At 29.8% G+C, this 15,987-nt stretch carries 14 protein-coding genes; 6 read left to right on the forward strand and 8 right to left on the reverse strand.

The features are described from left to right. The first annotated feature begins 60 nt into the window (after positions 1 to 60). On the forward strand, positions 61 to 1,185 hold the full coding sequence (locus LGK95_RS16260) for a Ger(x)C family spore germination protein (RefSeq protein ID WP_226125823.1): 1,125 nt from the start codon (positions 61 to 63) through the stop codon (positions 1,183 to 1,185). A gap of 138 nt (positions 1,186 to 1,323) precedes the next feature. On the opposite strand, the gene LGK95_RS16265 is transcribed toward LGK95_RS16260, so the two are convergent. Beyond that, a complete protein-coding gene (locus tag LGK95_RS16265) occupies positions 1,324 to 1,626 on the reverse strand; it encodes a hypothetical protein (RefSeq protein WP_226125824.1) in 303 nt (100 codons plus the stop codon). A 195-nt stretch (positions 1,627 to 1,821) separates the two neighbouring features. Here LGK95_RS16265 and LGK95_RS16270 point away from each other — a divergent pair, with 195 nt between their 5' ends. The 4 genes from LGK95_RS16270 to LGK95_RS16285 all read left to right on the forward strand — a co-directional run bounded on the left by LGK95_RS16270 (position 1,822) and on the right by LGK95_RS16285 (position 5,862). Then, entirely contained in the window at positions 1,822 to 2,931 is a 1,110-nt protein-coding gene (locus LGK95_RS16270; protein WP_226125825.1) for an ABC transporter ATP-binding protein, read from the forward strand. A gap of 12 nt (positions 2,932 to 2,943) precedes the next feature. Continuing rightward, complete coding sequence (locus LGK95_RS16275) at positions 2,944 to 3,888, forward strand: PucR family transcriptional regulator (RefSeq protein WP_226125826.1); 945 nt, start codon at positions 2,944 to 2,946, stop codon at positions 3,886 to 3,888. A 254-nt stretch (positions 3,889 to 4,142) separates the two neighbouring features. After that, on the forward strand, positions 4,143 to 4,784 hold the full coding sequence (locus LGK95_RS16280) for a pentapeptide repeat-containing protein (RefSeq protein ID WP_226125827.1): 642 nt from the start codon (positions 4,143 to 4,145) through the stop codon (positions 4,782 to 4,784). Positions 4,785 to 4,839: 55 nt separating this feature from the next. After that, on the forward strand, positions 4,840 to 5,862 hold the full coding sequence (locus LGK95_RS16285; protein WP_226125828.1) for a metal-dependent hydrolase: 1,023 nt from the start codon (positions 4,840 to 4,842) through the stop codon (positions 5,860 to 5,862). A 79-nt stretch (positions 5,863 to 5,941) separates the two neighbouring features. Here LGK95_RS16285 and LGK95_RS16290 read toward each other — a convergent pair whose 3' ends face one another. Genes LGK95_RS16290 through LGK95_RS16300 form a run of 3 tightly spaced genes read right to left on the reverse strand, consistent with a single transcriptional unit; the run spans position 5,942 to position 9,411 of the window. Further along, complete coding sequence (locus tag LGK95_RS16290; protein WP_226125829.1) at positions 5,942 to 6,913, reverse strand: LacI family DNA-binding transcriptional regulator; 972 nt, start codon at positions 6,911 to 6,913, stop codon at positions 5,942 to 5,944. Positions 6,914 to 6,964: 51 nt separating this feature from the next. After that, positions 6,965 to 8,434, reverse strand: a complete 1,470-nt coding sequence (gene gtfA / locus LGK95_RS16295) for a sucrose phosphorylase (protein ID WP_226125830.1) — start codon at positions 8,432 to 8,434, stop codon at positions 6,965 to 6,967. Between the two features lie 20 nt (positions 8,435 to 8,454). Then, positions 8,455 to 9,411 (reverse strand): carbohydrate kinase family protein, encoded by a 957-nt coding sequence (locus LGK95_RS16300; protein WP_226125831.1) that lies wholly within the window; start codon positions 9,409 to 9,411, stop codon positions 8,455 to 8,457. A 267-nt stretch (positions 9,412 to 9,678) separates the two neighbouring features. On the opposite strand from LGK95_RS16300, the gene LGK95_RS16305 reads away from it, so the two are divergent. Next, the gene (locus LGK95_RS16305) at positions 9,679 to 10,401 is read left to right on the forward strand and encodes a phosphatase (protein ID WP_226125832.1); all 723 of its coding nucleotides are present in this window, start codon (positions 9,679 to 9,681) and stop codon (positions 10,399 to 10,401) included. Between the two features lie 87 nt (positions 10,402 to 10,488). On the opposite strand, the gene LGK95_RS16310 is transcribed toward LGK95_RS16305, so the two are convergent. The 4 genes from LGK95_RS16310 to LGK95_RS16325 all read right to left on the reverse strand — a co-directional run bounded on the left by LGK95_RS16310 (position 10,489) and on the right by LGK95_RS16325 (position 15,856). Further along, positions 10,489 to 12,696: an alpha-galactosidase gene (locus tag LGK95_RS16310; RefSeq protein WP_226125833.1), complete on the reverse strand. Its 2,208-nt coding sequence runs from the start codon at positions 12,694 to 12,696 to the stop codon at positions 10,489 to 10,491. A 42-nt stretch (positions 12,697 to 12,738) separates the two neighbouring features. Further along, positions 12,739 to 13,566 (reverse strand): carbohydrate ABC transporter permease, encoded by an 828-nt coding sequence (locus LGK95_RS16315; RefSeq protein ID WP_226125834.1) that lies wholly within the window; start codon positions 13,564 to 13,566, stop codon positions 12,739 to 12,741. Positions 13,567 to 13,583: 17 nt separating this feature from the next. Beyond that, positions 13,584 to 14,426 carry a carbohydrate ABC transporter permease gene (locus tag LGK95_RS16320; RefSeq protein WP_226125839.1) on the reverse strand — a complete coding sequence of 281 codons (843 nt, stop codon included), beginning with the start codon at positions 14,424 to 14,426 and terminating at the stop codon, positions 13,584 to 13,586. Positions 14,427 to 14,572: 146 nt separating this feature from the next. Next, the gene (locus LGK95_RS16325) at positions 14,573 to 15,856 is read right to left on the reverse strand and encodes an ABC transporter substrate-binding protein (protein WP_226125835.1); all 1,284 of its coding nucleotides are present in this window, start codon (positions 15,854 to 15,856) and stop codon (positions 14,573 to 14,575) included. Positions 15,857 to 15,987: the final 131 nt, after the last annotated feature.

A 15,987-nucleotide genomic window follows, 5' to 3' on the forward strand; every position in this document is an offset into this window, starting at 1 on the left:
TCAGTATACTAGTCTCTTTGCATGATATGCCTTATTAATAAAAAGGAGCGAAGCTTATAAATGAAGAGATATAGTTTACTTATAATATCTATTTCATGTATAATTATATATATTATATTTAATTCAAGCGAAGGCAGTGTTCCTATAGAAGACATCGGTATTTCCTCAGGAATATCTTTGGACCTCATTACAAATCGTCCTTTGAATCAATATAGCATTGTTTCAAGTATATATAATTTCAATAAAAAAGATGAAATTTCAAGTGAAATATTAGAAGGCATTGGTAAAACTATTCCTGATACCAGATCAAACAGGCAAACTATCAGCGGCAAATTATACTTTCTTGGATTGCAGAAAGTGTTTATTTTCAGTGAATATTTTGCTACTTCTGGTATCAACCACCTTATTGATATATTGATGACGAATCAAGAAATGAATGATGCTGCATGGCTCGTTGTCTGTAAGGACAAGGCCGTTGATATGTTGAAATTTAAGGTTAATGATGCTCCCACTGCAGCAGATCATATTAACGATATGATAGAAAGCTCTAAAAACCAGAATTTCATGTCTAAAGACTATAAAGTCATAGATATGTATGTAAGGGTAAATTCAGAAGGACGAGATCTAGTTATTCCTTACTTGGAAATATTAAATAAAAAAATCACAATAAGCAGCATGGCTGTTTTTAATAAAGATATAATGGCTGCAAAAATACCAATGAAAGAAGCCAGGTACATGAATTTTTTAAGGAATAATAAAGTTAAAGGAATTCTAACACTTCAAAAGGATCCATCTCACTGGATATCAACTTATGGAGAAGTTAAAAGGAAGGTACACTGTGAAAAAATCAATAATAAATATAAATTTAATATTGATATAGAGTTTAAAGGTAAAGTAGCAAATAATACTCTGTATAATGATTTTATGAATGATCCAAAAACGATAGAAAAATACAGTCATGAATTAGGAGAAGAAACCCAAAAAATGTGCAATGAATTTATATATAAAATGCAAAACACTTATAAAACAGACTGCCTAGAACTTGGTCGTGATGCTGCAGCTACTTTTGGACGAAATCCTAAAACTGATTGGAATAACATTGTTTGTAATGCAGATATTATAGTTAATGTAAAGGTAAAGGTTGATAGTCTTGGAAGAGGTCAATTTTTATTTGAACCCAAATAAAATTATATAAAAAAATTTAATGATAAAAAAAATTATTGTAATTAAAGGTCAGTAGCTGCATAAAGTCACTGACCTTTAATTACAATAATTCGCTGATATATCGTACGCCCTTTTCTCACATTATTAAATCAGCTATATCTATTCATATTTAAATTTTATTATAATCTCTTTTATTTCACCCTTACTATTTTTTCTTATTTTGAAATCTCTAATATCCTTAAATTCATTCTTAAGTTGATAACTAAGCTCATTAATTGTAGCTTTAGCTTTTTTAGTTAGTTCTCCATCTTGTATTACTACAAATCGGGTTTTCCTAGTAACAATTTCCTTTTGTTCCTCGACTAAAACAACGTAATACTTATCCCCTTCTTCTACAACGCTATATACTCCACCAAATGTTAAATCTGAACATAATTCATTATCAATACATTTCACCTTCATAAAATACCCTCCTTATTATTATTTATAGCTTTATTATATATTAATGGACCTTAATATACGAATAAAAATGATGGTGATTTATTAAATTTGTATTTTAATACAAATTTAACTAGTTATTTTTGTGACTTCTCCAAATAGCCAAAACATCTATAATATATTAAACTTAAATCATAATAGTTTTAGGAGGGATTTGTAATGGCAAATTTATCATTAAGGCACATGTATAAAATTTACGAAGGAGACGTTACTGCAGTAAAGGATTTCAATCTTGAAATAGAGGACAAGGAATTTGTAGTTTTTGTTGGACCTTCTGGTTGTGGTAAATCTACTGTATTGAGAATGATAGCAGGACTAGAAGAAATTTCAAAAGGAGAATTATACATAGATGGAGAACTTGAAAATAATGTACCTCCTAAAAACAGGGACATTGCAATGGTTTTTCAAAACTATGCACTATATCCTCATATGACAGTATATGATAATATGGCATTTGGACTAAAACTAAGAAAAATTCCAAAGAAGGACATAGCTGCAAAAGTTAAAGAGGCTGCGCAAATTCTTGATATTGAACATTTATTAGATAGAAAGCCTAAAGCTTTATCCGGTGGTCAAAGACAAAGAGTTGCTATGGGAAGAGCTATCGTTAGATCGCCAAAAGTATTCTTAATGGATGAACCTTTATCAAATCTTGATGCAAAGCTTAGAGTTCAGATGAGAGCCGAAATATCTAAACTTTATAATAGATTACAAACAACATTTGTTTATGTTACACACGATCAGACAGAGGCTATGACTCTTGGTACAAAAATAGTAGTTATGAAAGAAGGTATTATTCAACAGATTGATACGCCTCAAAATTTATACGAACATCCTAAAAACGTATTTGTTGCTGGATTTATCGGAAGCCCTCAGATGAATTTTATCAATAGCAAAATTGTAGAACAAGATGGCAAAGTAGTTATAAATTTTGAAGATGTTGTCATTCCTTTGACTCCTGAAAATAGTGCTATAATAAGAAAACAAGGTTACATTGGGAAAGATGTTATAATTGGTATTAGACCAGAGAATATAAATGATGATCCAGCGTTTATAGAAAAGAATAAAGAAGCTATTATTGATGCTAACGTTGAGATAACAGAACTTTTAGGAGCTGAATCTTATCTTCATTTGAGTAAAGGCAATAGTCTTCTAACTGCCAGGGTAAACGGAACCTCAAAGGCAAAATCTGGTGATTGTATAAAAATCGCTTTAAATATTAATAAACTTCATATTTTTGATAAAGATTCTCAAAAGCCTATAATTTAGGGGGATACATTTATGGATGATATCAACAATTTTCTACAAAAATTAAGCATTAGTTCTAATATAGATTTTTGTGTAAATTTCGAAAATGGAGAAAATATATTTACAAGTAGATGTTTTGTAGAAAGTTCTGATATTATTCATATACCATTATTTTTAGGTGAAACTAATTTTCTACTTAGAATAGATAAAAAATTTAAACCTTTCTCAAAATTGTTAAAGTTCACTATTGAAAATAAATATGTTGATTTACTTTCTACAAAGGAGCAGTATATAGTTTCTATATTGGATGGCAAAGATGTTTCAAATGATACAACCTTTGAAGATATGCAATTTTTATCAGAAGGATATGGTCTTATTTATATAAATCTTGATGGAAGTTTACACGAAGCTTTGAATATAACTAAGCAAGCTTATAGCAATGAAAATGTATTCAGCATACTCTATAAAGGAAATATTTTAGTTATGGGAGTTTTTGAAAATATAGCAGACCATGCCATAGGTATAAGAGAATCTATAATTTCTAATTTATTTTGCAAATGTTATGTTAGCTTTAGCCGTATCGTAAATGCAAAAAGTGAGTTTGTAAATATTTTTAACGAATGTGAAATTAGTATGTTACTCGGTAAAAAGTTCAAAATAAAAACTGATATATTTGATTATAATAAGTTGTTTCTTGAAAGATTAATTTATAGCTTGAATTCTAAATGTAAACAACATATGTTATTTACATTTAAAGAAAAATTAGATGCCCTTGATAATGAAATGATAAATACTATTGAAGATTTTTTTAATTCTGATCTTAACATAAGTGATTCTGCAAAAAATTTATATATTCATAGAAATACACTACTCTATAGATTAGACAAAATAAAAAGAGAAACTGGTTTTGATATAAAAGATTTCAATGAAGCCATGACTTTTAAAATAATTTTTCTTATTTGGCTAGAAATCAAATAATAAGTTAAATAAACTTATATATTAATTAAAGAAAATCAATATAATTAAAGGTCAGTATCTACATATAGATGCTGACCTTTAATTATAATAATTCAATATCTTCCCCAATAAATCATTGACTTTTATTGAAATAATGTATAGTATTTATAATGAGATATAAAAACTTCTAGCCACTTTTCAAAATTGGTTAGGAGTTTTTTTTATGGTATACTAATATAAAAAGGCAAACAAGTGTATTTGCCATGGAGGTAAAAATGGGTAAGAATCAAAGTGTTAAGGGTAATTTTATCTACAATAATATAGAAAAAATAGGTAAGAATTTTATGTATAAAAATCTCGAGCGAAGCAATTGCTATAATTGTGACTTTTCAAACTCGAATTTTAATTTTGTAAACTTTAGAGGTGCGCATTTTAAATCATGTGTGTTTTTTCAATGTACCTTTAAGTGGGCTGAATTCATTGGAACAAATTTAAAAGGCAGTGATTTCAAAAATACTATATTTGAGAATACTATATTTGATTCTGTGAATTTAGACGGCGTTGATTTTAAAGATGCAGAATTTAATAACACTATATTTCTATCAACTGATGTTACAAAAGCTAAGAATCTTAGCATTAAAAACTCAGATATCAAAATTTTTGATGAAATGCCTCAATTTGAAGTTAGTGAGAATCTTAAAATAGCTATTCAAAATGCGATGAAAAATAAATATGTAAAAGCTGCAAGGGTTCTTGATACAAAAGATGGTGGCATTAATATAATAAATTTAATGATATTACTCGAAAATTTTGATGAAGAAACCTTAATTAAAGGATTATATATTATTAAAGATGAATTGAATTGTGATTTTCACACACTAAGTTATATAATTAAATTTTTAAAAAATAATATGTAATTAGTTTTGTTCATAATTTTTACAATGACATTAAAGTAAGTTAGGAGTACATAAGATGAATGGGAGCTCACATCAAAAAATAGCAATGTTATCATATGCTATAGTAGCGACAATACCTATAATTAATTCTATGCCAATATTCAGCAATAAATATATACATGTTCCAATGGGAATAAGCCTTATAGGCCTTGGAACTGCTGCTCTTGCAGGATTAATTGTTGATGCAGATAGTCAAAACAGTAAGATAAGCCGCATGAACCCACTTACAGGTACAAGTAATAAAATAATAAGTAATATTGATAATTCATTAAAGTTATTGTTAAGATTATTGTTAGGAGTTGGATTTGGTGCACTAATCTTATGGTATTCAAAAACTATTATAGGGTCGTTAATAAAGATAAAATATATAGGTAAGTACGCTGAGATGTGTACATATTTTATGTCTTTCATTTTTATAGTTTTAGGAGTAATTAATGAAAAGAGTTTTAAAAAGATTCCTATAATTGGGTTCGTTTATAAGAAATTATCGTCTACTATAAGTGTAGGGTCAAATAATTTCAAAAGAATAGCTATGTTTTTAACTTATATTGGTTCAAGTATAATTTTAGCAATCTATAACTTTACTAATTTAAACGATGCATTTATCTATCTTATTTGTATTTTGTTGATCTGTATAGCAACATTCCCTCATAGAACATTTTTACACTCAATAGAAGGAGTTACTATTTTTACTATTTCAGCTTCATATGTATTTAATAAATTAGGTTACGAATATTTAACAGGATGTTTTTTTGTTGGATATGTAAGTCATATTTATTGGGCTGATATATTTACAAAGGAGGGAGTACCAATACTTTCAATGCCAAGGTTTATTGCGGAATTATTGAAAAGATTAGGCCTCCATAATAAATTTGTTAATATATTAGAAAAAATAGGTAGGTTTAAACTTAAATTACCGCCACATATTACCACAGGCTCTGATACAGGTAATTTATTTGAAGTAATATATATTATAGCCTTATTTATAGTAGCAGTAATAGGTTTCAGTGTTTATGGTGGAGGATTTAGAGTAATTTAAATAAAACATTTATATTTAATAAAGAACTAGTATCAGTAATAAACAGCTGACGACTAGTTCTTTATGATTTTTTGTATTTCTAGGTGGTGTTCCTCTCTATAAGAGTTATTGGTAGAACATTTTCTATATTTATTGGTTTCTTTTCCATCTGATTCAGTAAAACTTCTATTGTCAATTTTGCCATAGCATCAATGGGTTGCCTTATTGTAGTCAGCGAAGGTACTATTAAGGATGCGATGCTAATGTCATCATATCCAACTATTTTTAAATCCTTTGTTATTTTTTTGCCAAGATTATCAGCAATATTAATGATTGAAGCTGCTATAATATCACTGCTTGCAAATACCCCATCGATATTAGGATGTTCCTTAAATAATTTATACACTAATTTTTTATAGCCTTCAAATGTATCTAATTTCCCTTGTATAATAACGTTATCAATATTTTTTTCATTTGTAACATCTACAAAAGCTTGATAACGTTTATTGGCTGGTGTATTTATCTCTAAAGGGCCGCTTATATGTGCTAATTTTCTACAGCCTTTATCAATTAAAAGTTTAGTAGCTAATACCCCTCCATGATAGTTATCAGATGTAATAAATGGAATATTCTCCGAAATATTTCTATCAATTGCAACTATGGGCAAGTCCGTATTCATATACTCTGCGGTTTCTAAAGTATGACTTCCCATTATTATACCATCAACTTGATGTCTTCTTAACATTTCTATATAATCCTTTTCCTTAGCACTATCCTGATAGGAATTACATAGTAAAATCTTATATCCTTCCTTATGGGCATAATATTCAATATAATTAGTTAATTCAGCAAAAAAAGGATTAGCTACATTGGGAATTATAAGTCCTATTATATTAGATTTCTTTCTAAACAAAGCTCGTGCTATTTCATTAGGCTTATAATTTAATTCCTCAATGGCATCATTTACCTTTTTTCTTGTAATATCACTTATATACCCTCTATTATTTAATACTCTTGATACAGTTGTTACAGTAATTCCCGCTACTCTAGCTACATCCTTAATCGTTGCCATACAAAAACACCCTTTATAATATGAATTCTTCTTTAATTTATATTTCTAATGTTAAATCTTATATATTAATAAATTGTTGAAATCGTCAATATATTCAATTACTGACTTATTATTTTTTAAATCTATTTTCAATGTACAAATTTTATCATCCTTTTGCCACGAAAGATTAATCTCATGTTCAGATGAAGCCAAAACCTTGAATTTACCGTTAAAAGCGGGATATTCATTTCTAAATCGGATAAGTTGTAGCAATCTTTGTACGACTTTTTTTTGCAGTGCCTCATCAATCTCCGTAGGGCTAAAATTATATCGGTTGATTTCACGACCTTCACCTGTAGCTGCTACTTTCTTATCATCATTTTCCCCAGCTAGCAAACCTACGTAATAAACTTGTGGGATTCCTGGGGCGAAAAATTGAATGGCTCTTGCAGCTAAGTATGCATCATCATTGCAATTAAGTACTGAATAGTAAGAACATCTTATTTGGTGAACATCAAAACCGTCTTTGTCCTTATGCTCAGAAGAATAAATTAGGCTGAGGTTAGAACCTCTTTCAACACATATATCTACAATCTTCTTTGCATCATCAGTTGTTACAATATCATCTAGATCTGGCTTAACAGGAATACCATCGTGACAGTCTAGCATAGTAAATTGTTTATGAGGACGAACCTCAAGATACTTGCATAGATTTACGCTTGACCTATTTATTAGAGTATCAAGAATCATATATGGCAATATAAAATCGTATATCCAATTACCATGCTTTGCTAATTTGAACTGTGTTAGATATTGTGCATGAACTTCTGGAAGTAGTTCAATCCCTAAAGAATTTGCCAAACCTGTTATCCAATCTATAAACTCATATATTTCAGGCTCTACAAAAAAACAGCTTGTTCCTAATTTTTTAATTATATATCCAACTGCATCCAATCGAACTATCTTTATATTTTGTTTGCTAAAATTTACAAGGAAATCTGTTAAAAGTTTCCGAGTTTTTTCTGAATTAATATCAATATCAATCTGCTCAGATGGATTTTCTTTACCAAAAGTTGTCCATACTTCTTCAGTTCTACCTGTCTTTGCAATTGTAAAGGTAGAAAAAGGCTCCTTTCTACGCAGGAACATCTTTGAAACATCTTTTTCAACAGGATTACCATCATTCCAAACCTTATCTAATGTAATAAAAAGATCCGCATACTCTGATTTACGTCCATTTTCCAAAAAATCTTGAAAAAATGTAGACTGCTTAGAAATATGATTTACCATTAGATCCAGAAGGATGTCAAAATTTTCACCAATACTCCTAATATCTTCCCAAGAACCAAATGTTGGTTCGATTTCTAAATAAGTTAAAGGGGCAAACCCTCTATCACCAGAAGAAGGAAAAGGTGGGAGAATATGAATTCCGCCTTTAAATATATCAGAAAAATGTTTTAGAAGTACATTATTTAGAGTTTTTAAATCTCCTCCAAGAGAATCAGGATAAGTGATGAGCTGTACTTGATTTTTCAGTGTCATATTATAAATCACTCCTATTCCTATATATTATAAATATTTATTATTTCTTCAATAGACGGAAGCTTTACTACTGCGCCTACATACTTAAGCTTATAAGCACTTACTGCAAAACCAAGCTGTAAAGCCACTTTTATGGTATATCCTTTAATTAATGCAGTATAAAACCCTGACCAGAAAGCATCTCCGGCACCTGTTGTATCCACTACTTCTGAAGCTAAAGTATCAAAAGTAATTTTGCATGCTCCATTAGAAATTATAGCACCATCACTGCCAAGCGTCATTATTACTAGCTTTGCACCTAATTTTATAAATTTATCAATTTGATTTTCAGGAGTATCCTCACCGAATATTCTATTAGCATCATCCTCTGAAGGCTTTACTATATCAACCTTGCCGATTAACTGTTTTATGTATTCTATTCCGTCATGTTCTTTTTCCCATATCATTTCATGATAATTAGGGTCAAATCCTATTAGTACATTATTTTTTCTTGCTTCTATAATTACTTTTTCAATAGTACTTCTTGAAGTTTTTTGAGAAATTGGCCAACAAGAAAAATGTATGATTTTACAGTTTTTCAAGGCTACTTTAATCTCTGGAGTATACTCTAAATTATAATCTGCACCTCTATAAAATATAGGTATAGGCGTTGTTTTACTCTTAGTGACAAGTACCATACTAGTAGAAAAATCAACTCTACTAATATAACTGGTATCTATACAATTATCCTCTAGATGTTGCTTTAAAAAATCTCCCAATCCATCTTTTCCTATTGAAGCGGCTATAGTAGAATTTGCTCCTAACCTTTTTATATTCATAGCGATATTTGCAGGGGAACCACCAAAATATTTAACATAACTATTGCACTGAAAATCATCACTATAATCCGTGGATATCATGTCTATGAGCAATTCACCTATTGTAAAGATATCAATATTTTTATTTTCAAACTCAAAAGTGTCATGAAAATTTATCATTTTTCGCCTCCTTCAGTTAATATTAAGTGCCTCTTTAATAACCTAATTATAATTATTTTTTTAATATATGTCAACCGGTTAACACAAAGAATCTTAAGATAATATTCCTTGATATTATCTTAAGATTCTTTGTGTTGTTGATGTTAATTACCTATTTTATTTTGAAAAAAGAAGTAAGTATATAAAAATAACAACATTTTAACTATAAGCTTCAATTTTGGTATACAATTAAAGATATACTACGGAAAAATTGAGAGGAGAGATAATATGAAGTTTGTTGCTGATTTACACACCCATACTATTGTTAGTGGACATGCATATAGTACTTTAATGGAAAATGCAAAATATGCTAGTGATATAGGTCTTAAAATATTAGGAGTTACAGATCATGGCCCTAATATGCCCGGTTCTCCTGATCTTTGGTATTTCGGAAATTATAAAGTACTACCAAAAGAATTGTTCGGTGTTAGAATGCTTTACGGATGTGAAGCTAATATAATTGATTATGACGGTAATCTTGATATACCTGTTGACATGCAAAAAAATCTTGACAACATGATAGTAAGCATGCATGAACCTATAATGGAAGGTGGAAATAGTGCTGACATAAATACAGCTGCTATTCTAAAAGTTATGGATAATCCTAATGTAACTATTTTAGGACATATAGGAAATCCAAGATTTCCTATATGTGAGGAAGTAATAGTAGAAAAAGCAAAAGAAAAAAACATCTTAATAGAAATAAATAATAGTTCTTTTGTAACTTCAAGAAAAGGTAGTGAGAAAGATTGCACTAAAATAGCGAAACTTTGTAAAGAGTTGGGAGTACAAATCATTGTAAATAGTGATGCTCATTTTTGCTATTCTATAGGTAATTTTGATGTTGCTAAAAAAATGCTTAAAGAAATAAATATGCCTAAAGAATTAATTATAAATACAAATGAACAAAGGCTAATATCATTTCTTAGAGAAAAAGGTAAAAATATATAATACAGTATATAAAAAACAGCAACTTCACTTAATGAAACTGCTGTTTTTTTATACCTATGATTTAAATGTAACATTATTCAAATTTTTCTATAATATCGCATTATAATGTTTTTTTAATCTCCAAACATAACTAGTGAAATCACCCTTAAGTTCTGGCACAACCATGCCCGCATACATTAGCTCATCTCCACCATATATCTCATCTGTACCAATTACTCTATAATTCATCTCTGGGTCTAAGCCTTTAAACTTTAAAACTTTCAATTTCATATTACATTCTGCTAATTTTTTAAAGTAACTTACAACCACATCTTCCTTATTTTCTGAAATAAACATCCAAGCAGCATCATTATTTTCAAAAGGACTTATCAATCTGTAAAAATCACCAAATTGAACTGTATGTCTAATTTCTTTATAATCATTAATTTGTATTTTCACAGTATCTTTTTCTTCATCTGTCATCTTAATAACATCTAATTCATATCCAAAGTTTCCACCCATTGCAATATTTCCTCTTGTTGTTAGCGGCGTAATCCTATGTAACTGATGATTAGGAACAGCTGACACATGAGCCCCCATTGTTATACTTGGATAAACCAAACTAGTACCATATTGAATTTTTAGTCGTTCTATTGCATCAGTATCATCACTTGTCCAAGTTTGAGGCATATAATAAAGCATACCAGGATCAAACCTTCCACCACCACTAGCACAGCTTTCGAATAGAACCTCTGGAAATTTTGATGTCAATTCTTCCATTACCCTATAGAGACCTAACATATATCTGTGTGCGGTTTCTCTTTGTCTATTAGCATCTAATGTAGCCGAACCAACTTCTGACATAAACCTATTCATATCCCATTTTACATATGAAATATTATTTGAATAAAGGTTTTCTGATAACATTTCAATTACAGCATCACATACTTCTGTTCTAGAAAAATCTAAAACCAATTGATTTCTTCCAAGTGATCTATCTCTTCCTTTAACATGTATGCACCAATCTGGATGTGCTCTATATAAATCACTATTCTCTGAAATCATTTCTGGTTCAAACCATAATCCAAACTTAAGACCAATTTCATTTATATCATTTGAAAGTTTTTTCAATCCATTTGGTAGCTTTTCTTTATTTACATACCAATCCCCAAGTGAGGTAGTATCATCATTCCTCTTACCAAACCAACCGTCATCTAAAACAAATAACTCTACCCCGAGTTTTTTAGCTTCTCTAGCAATATTCTTTATACTCTCTTCAGTAAAATCAAAATAAGTTGCTTCCCAATTGTTTATAAGAATTGGTCTTACTTTATCTCTATGATTTCCTCTACAAAGACGTTTTCTATATAAATTGTGAAAAGTCCGTGACATTTTTCCAAGCCCACTATCGGAATATACCATTACCACCTCAGGTGTTTGAAAATCTTCACCTGGTTTTAAAAGCCAACTAAAATCAAATGGGTTAATCCCAATCTGGACTCTAGCAGTACCATATTGACATACCTCTACATTAGCTAAAAAATTACCACTATACACCAGATTAATCCCGTAAACTTCTCCCTTATCTTCATCTGCATCTTTTCTCATTAAAGCTATAAATGGGTTTTGCTGTGGGCTACTTGCACCTCTTCTACTTTCAATAGATTGATTTCCACTAACTAAAGCTCTTTTAATAATATTTCTTTCTCTTGACCAAGCACCTGATAATTGCAGTAAATCAAAATCATCATCACTAAAATCTACACTTGCACTTAATGCCCTTAATACCTTTAAATCTTTGGAGCCTGAATTAATAAAATTACAAGATCTTGTAATCACATCGTAGTCTTTATATACTGTATAGCTTAATACTACTAATAAATCACTTAATTCATCTTTTAAAGTTATTTCTAATGTCTCCGCTTCTTCTTCAATTTCTACATATGTGCTTGGTAATCCTTTTAACTTTTTCTTTCCAGAGAAAATCTTATGACTTAAATATTGCAAATCTGAAACTGTAGAACCATCTTCAAGTTGAATTTGATAGGCTGGTGAACGCAAGTCTGTATTCCCAAATGATGGATATTCCTGTGGTAAAATATCTAAAGAAAACCCATTTATTTTATCCTTTGCAAACATAAATCCATTAAACTGATCACCTTTAAAACGTTTCAAATAATCTAATCTAAAATCTCTTATTTTTTTACCCCAATAAATATGTTGTAAATATTTTGATTCAATTATTTGAATTATATAACTTGTGTCTTTTGCTTTGAGATGAAAAATTTTGTTTTCTTCATAATAAGATATCGGCATTTTGTCTTCCTCCTAATAGTTTAATCTGAAAATTTATTATCACTAATTCTTTGATCCAGTACTAGCAATACCTTTTATAAATTGTTTTTGGAATATAATAAATATTAATAACATTGGCCATATACCAATCATTGACCCTGCCATAATTTGTTCATAATGTGTTGAATACTGTCCTTGAAGTGATGCAAGTCCTGCTGCTAGTGGCATCTTGTCCGTTGACATGTTTACAATTAAAGGCCACATAAGATCTTTAAATGCAAATAAACTAGTGAAAATTCCAAGAGCTACTAATCCTGATTTAGCTAAAGGCATCATAATCTTAGTGTAAATTTGCCATTTATTGCATCCATCTAATATAGCAGCTTCTTCCAATTCTATAGGTATACCAATAAAAAATTGCCTTAACAGAAATGTACCAAAAGCACTTACCACGCCCGGCATAATTAAAGCTTGTATAGAATTAAGCCATCCAAGTTTTAAAACTAAAAGGAATTGTGGAATAATAAATATCTGTGATGGTACCATCATTTGAATAAGTACTAGCATGAAAAAAAAGTTTTTACCTGGAAATTTTAATCTGGCAAAAGCATAAGCTGCCATTGAACTAAATACAACAGCAAAAGCGACTCTAAAAATTATCATTAGTATTGTATTTAAATAGAACTTTCCAAAAGGTAATAACTTAACAACCTCTGTATAATTACTCCATTGAAGGATCTTTGGAAATATTACAGTTGGTACTCTTGTAGCCTCTGTAAGTGTCTTTAAGGAAGTTAAAAACATCCATATAAATGGTGTTAACATTGATATAGCTCCTATAATTAAAATAATATGAATAATAGGTTTTCTTGATTTTGATTCAACGCTCATGAATTTCACCTCCTAAATTATTGATAATGAACCCATTTTTTTTGAAGTTTAAGTTGAATTACAGTAATAACTAAAATTATTGCAAGCAAAAGCATTATTATAGCTGAACCATATCCTTTATCATTCATAATAAATGAATGTTTATAGAACAAATATACTAAAGATTGAGTGGATTCTAATGCTGAATTTGTTCTATCAATCATCATAAATATCAAATCAAATACCTGAAGTGAACTTATCATTGTAGTAACTACAACGAAGAACATCGTTGGTGATATTAATGGTAGTGTAATAGTGAAAAACTGACGAATAGGCCCAGCGCCTTCAATTTCTGCAGCCTCATAGAAGGTTGTAGGTATTTCTTGAAGTCCTGCAAGTAAAATCACCATATTATAGCCTAATGTACTCCAGATACCTACTACTATTATACAGTATATAGAAATGTTAGGGTCTGTGAGCCATTTAACTCCATGAATTCCAATCTTAGAAAGCACTAAATTAAAAAAACCATAATCTCCATTATAAAGTATTCTCCAAACCATTGCTACCGCTGCCGGTGCTGAAACCATTGGCAAGAAATAAATTGTACGATATATTGTTTTTCCTTTAATATTAGCATTAAGTAATACTGCTACAATTAAAGAAAATATTATCCCTACTGGAACAGAGACTATTGTATATTTGAATGTATTTATAGTTGCATGTATTACAGATGGATCCGTTAACATATTCTTATAATTATCTAAACCTACCCATTGATTATTGCCAAAGTCACCTGTGTTATTAAAGCTTAAAAATAATGTTTGAATCATTGGCCATAGATTTAATATTATTAACCCTATAATAGTAGGTGCAATCATAAGATATCCAAAGGCATATTCTTCTTTAAACTTTTTCAAATACCTCGCCTCCCTTTAATTTTTTTTACTATCGTTCTCTATAAACTTCCTTATAATGCAAATATAGCAATTAGCAATACATATACTAATTGCTATATATTAACAAATTATTTTTCAGTAGCTAAAACCTGATTCATTTGTTTAGCTAGTTGATTACATCCCTCTTCTACTGTAAGTTCTTTTGTCCATACCTTTTTTAATATATCATTCTCATATTCTTTCCATTTAGCCGCCGTATTCGAAGTTGGAACTAGGACAGCATAGCTTAACATTTCAGGAAAAACCTTTAAATTAAACCCTTTAGAATAATCTATCCAAGGTTGTGCAGTACCTTTATATGCTGGTATTGCAGCACCTTTTTCAGCTTGAATAATATTAGCTTCTTTTGTACCCATGAATTCTAAGAATTTCCAGCTTTGCTCTGGATTTTTGCTTTTAGCCGAAACTGAATTTTGTAATCCATTGTATACCGTTGCTTTTTGCTTACCTTGAGGAATAACTGCTACATTACAATTAGCTTTTACATAGTCATTTGCCTTAAATTCACTAACCATCCATGATCCAAATAAACCCATAGCAACTTTTCCTGATTCAAACATAGCTGCAAAACTTGTATCTGCAAATTGTTGTTGAGTTGGTGAAGATTTATCTTTAATACTAAAATCTAAATCGTATTGTATAGCTTCTTTTGTTGCTGCAGAATCAAAACCTGATTTTTTCTTGTCTTTTGAGATAACAGTTCCTTTATTTTGATAGATGAAATTGTAATAACCTTGTTGAGCATCTTCAGGTGCTGCAAAACCATAGACATCTTTTGAAGAATCCGTCAATTTTTTAGCTACTTCTTGTAACTTTTTCCAATCCCATGTTCCATCTGGATAAGGAATTTTTGCTTTATCAAACATAGTCTTGTTATACCATAAACCTATGGTATCATAATCCTTTGGTAGACCATAAGTTTTTCCATCTTGAATAGTTGAATCCACAAGTCCTTTAGGAAAATTATCCTCATTTACAAGTTTGCTATTTTTTACTTTATCAGTAATGTCCATTAACATTCCACTCTTAGCATATTTCACGAAAGAATTTGAATGCATCCAGAACACATCTGGAAGAGCTCCGCCTGTTGCAGCAGCTTCTAATTTTGTAAAGTATTGATCCCAAGTTGTAACTTCAATCTTAACCTTTATAGTAGGATTCTTTGCTTCAAAAGCATCAGCTATAGCTCTCATACCTGGTTCTTGATTTTTATCCCAAATTGCATAAGTAATAGTTACAGGCTTACTACTTGTACCGTTGTTGGTCTTAGAACTGCTACAACCGGCTAAAGTAGTCAACATAACCATAGAAGTAAGTGCAACTGAAATGATTTTTTTCAAACTTTTTTTCATTTTTTTATCCCCCTCGAATTATAGATAGTGTTAACACTATCTTTGTTTTATTTATTTGAATCCTTGCATTAGCAAGGGTTTAAGCTACTTTTATAATAAAAAAAACAATGACCCCCTCTATTTGTTATAAT

The organism is Clostridium algoriphilum, assembly GCF_020443705.1.
Lineage (GTDB): Bacteria > Bacillota > Clostridia > Clostridiales > Clostridiaceae > Clostridium_AD > Clostridium_AD algoriphilum.

What these genes read in the sequence shown, in the direction of transcription:
- LGK95_RS16260 (WP_226125823.1), top strand. Translation starts at nt 61, where the DNA reads ATGAAGAGATATAGTTTACTTATAATATCTATTTCATGTATAATTATA.
- LGK95_RS16265 (WP_226125824.1), bottom strand. Translation starts at nt 1,626, where the DNA reads ATGAAGGTGAAATGTATTGATAATGAATTATGTTCAGATTTAACATTT.
- LGK95_RS16270 (WP_226125825.1), top strand. Translation starts at nt 1,822, where the DNA reads ATGGCAAATTTATCATTAAGGCACATGTATAAAATTTACGAAGGAGAC.
- LGK95_RS16275 (WP_226125826.1), top strand. Translation starts at nt 2,944, where the DNA reads ATGGATGATATCAACAATTTTCTACAAAAATTAAGCATTAGTTCTAAT.
- LGK95_RS16280 (WP_226125827.1), top strand. Translation starts at nt 4,143, where the DNA reads ATGGGTAAGAATCAAAGTGTTAAGGGTAATTTTATCTACAATAATATA.
- LGK95_RS16285 (WP_226125828.1), top strand. Translation starts at nt 4,840, where the DNA reads ATGAATGGGAGCTCACATCAAAAAATAGCAATGTTATCATATGCTATA.
- LGK95_RS16290 (WP_226125829.1), bottom strand. Translation starts at nt 6,913, where the DNA reads ATGGCAACGATTAAGGATGTAGCTAGAGTAGCGGGAATTACTGTAACA.
- gtfA (WP_226125830.1), bottom strand. Translation starts at nt 8,434, where the DNA reads ATGACACTGAAAAATCAAGTACAGCTCATCACTTATCCTGATTCTCTT.
- LGK95_RS16300 (WP_226125831.1), bottom strand. Translation starts at nt 9,411, where the DNA reads ATGATAAATTTTCATGACACTTTTGAGTTTGAAAATAAAAATATTGAT.
- LGK95_RS16305 (WP_226125832.1), top strand. Translation starts at nt 9,679, where the DNA reads ATGAAGTTTGTTGCTGATTTACACACCCATACTATTGTTAGTGGACAT.
- LGK95_RS16310 (WP_226125833.1), bottom strand. Translation starts at nt 12,696, where the DNA reads ATGCCGATATCTTATTATGAAGAAAACAAAATTTTTCATCTCAAAGCA.
- LGK95_RS16315 (WP_226125834.1), bottom strand. Translation starts at nt 13,566, where the DNA reads ATGAGCGTTGAATCAAAATCAAGAAAACCTATTATTCATATTATTTTA.
- LGK95_RS16320 (WP_226125839.1), bottom strand. Translation starts at nt 14,426, where the DNA reads ATGATTGCACCTACTATTATAGGGTTAATAATATTAAATCTATGGCCA.
- LGK95_RS16325 (WP_226125835.1), bottom strand. Translation starts at nt 15,856, where the DNA reads ATGAAAAAAAGTTTGAAAAAAATCATTTCAGTTGCACTTACTTCTATG.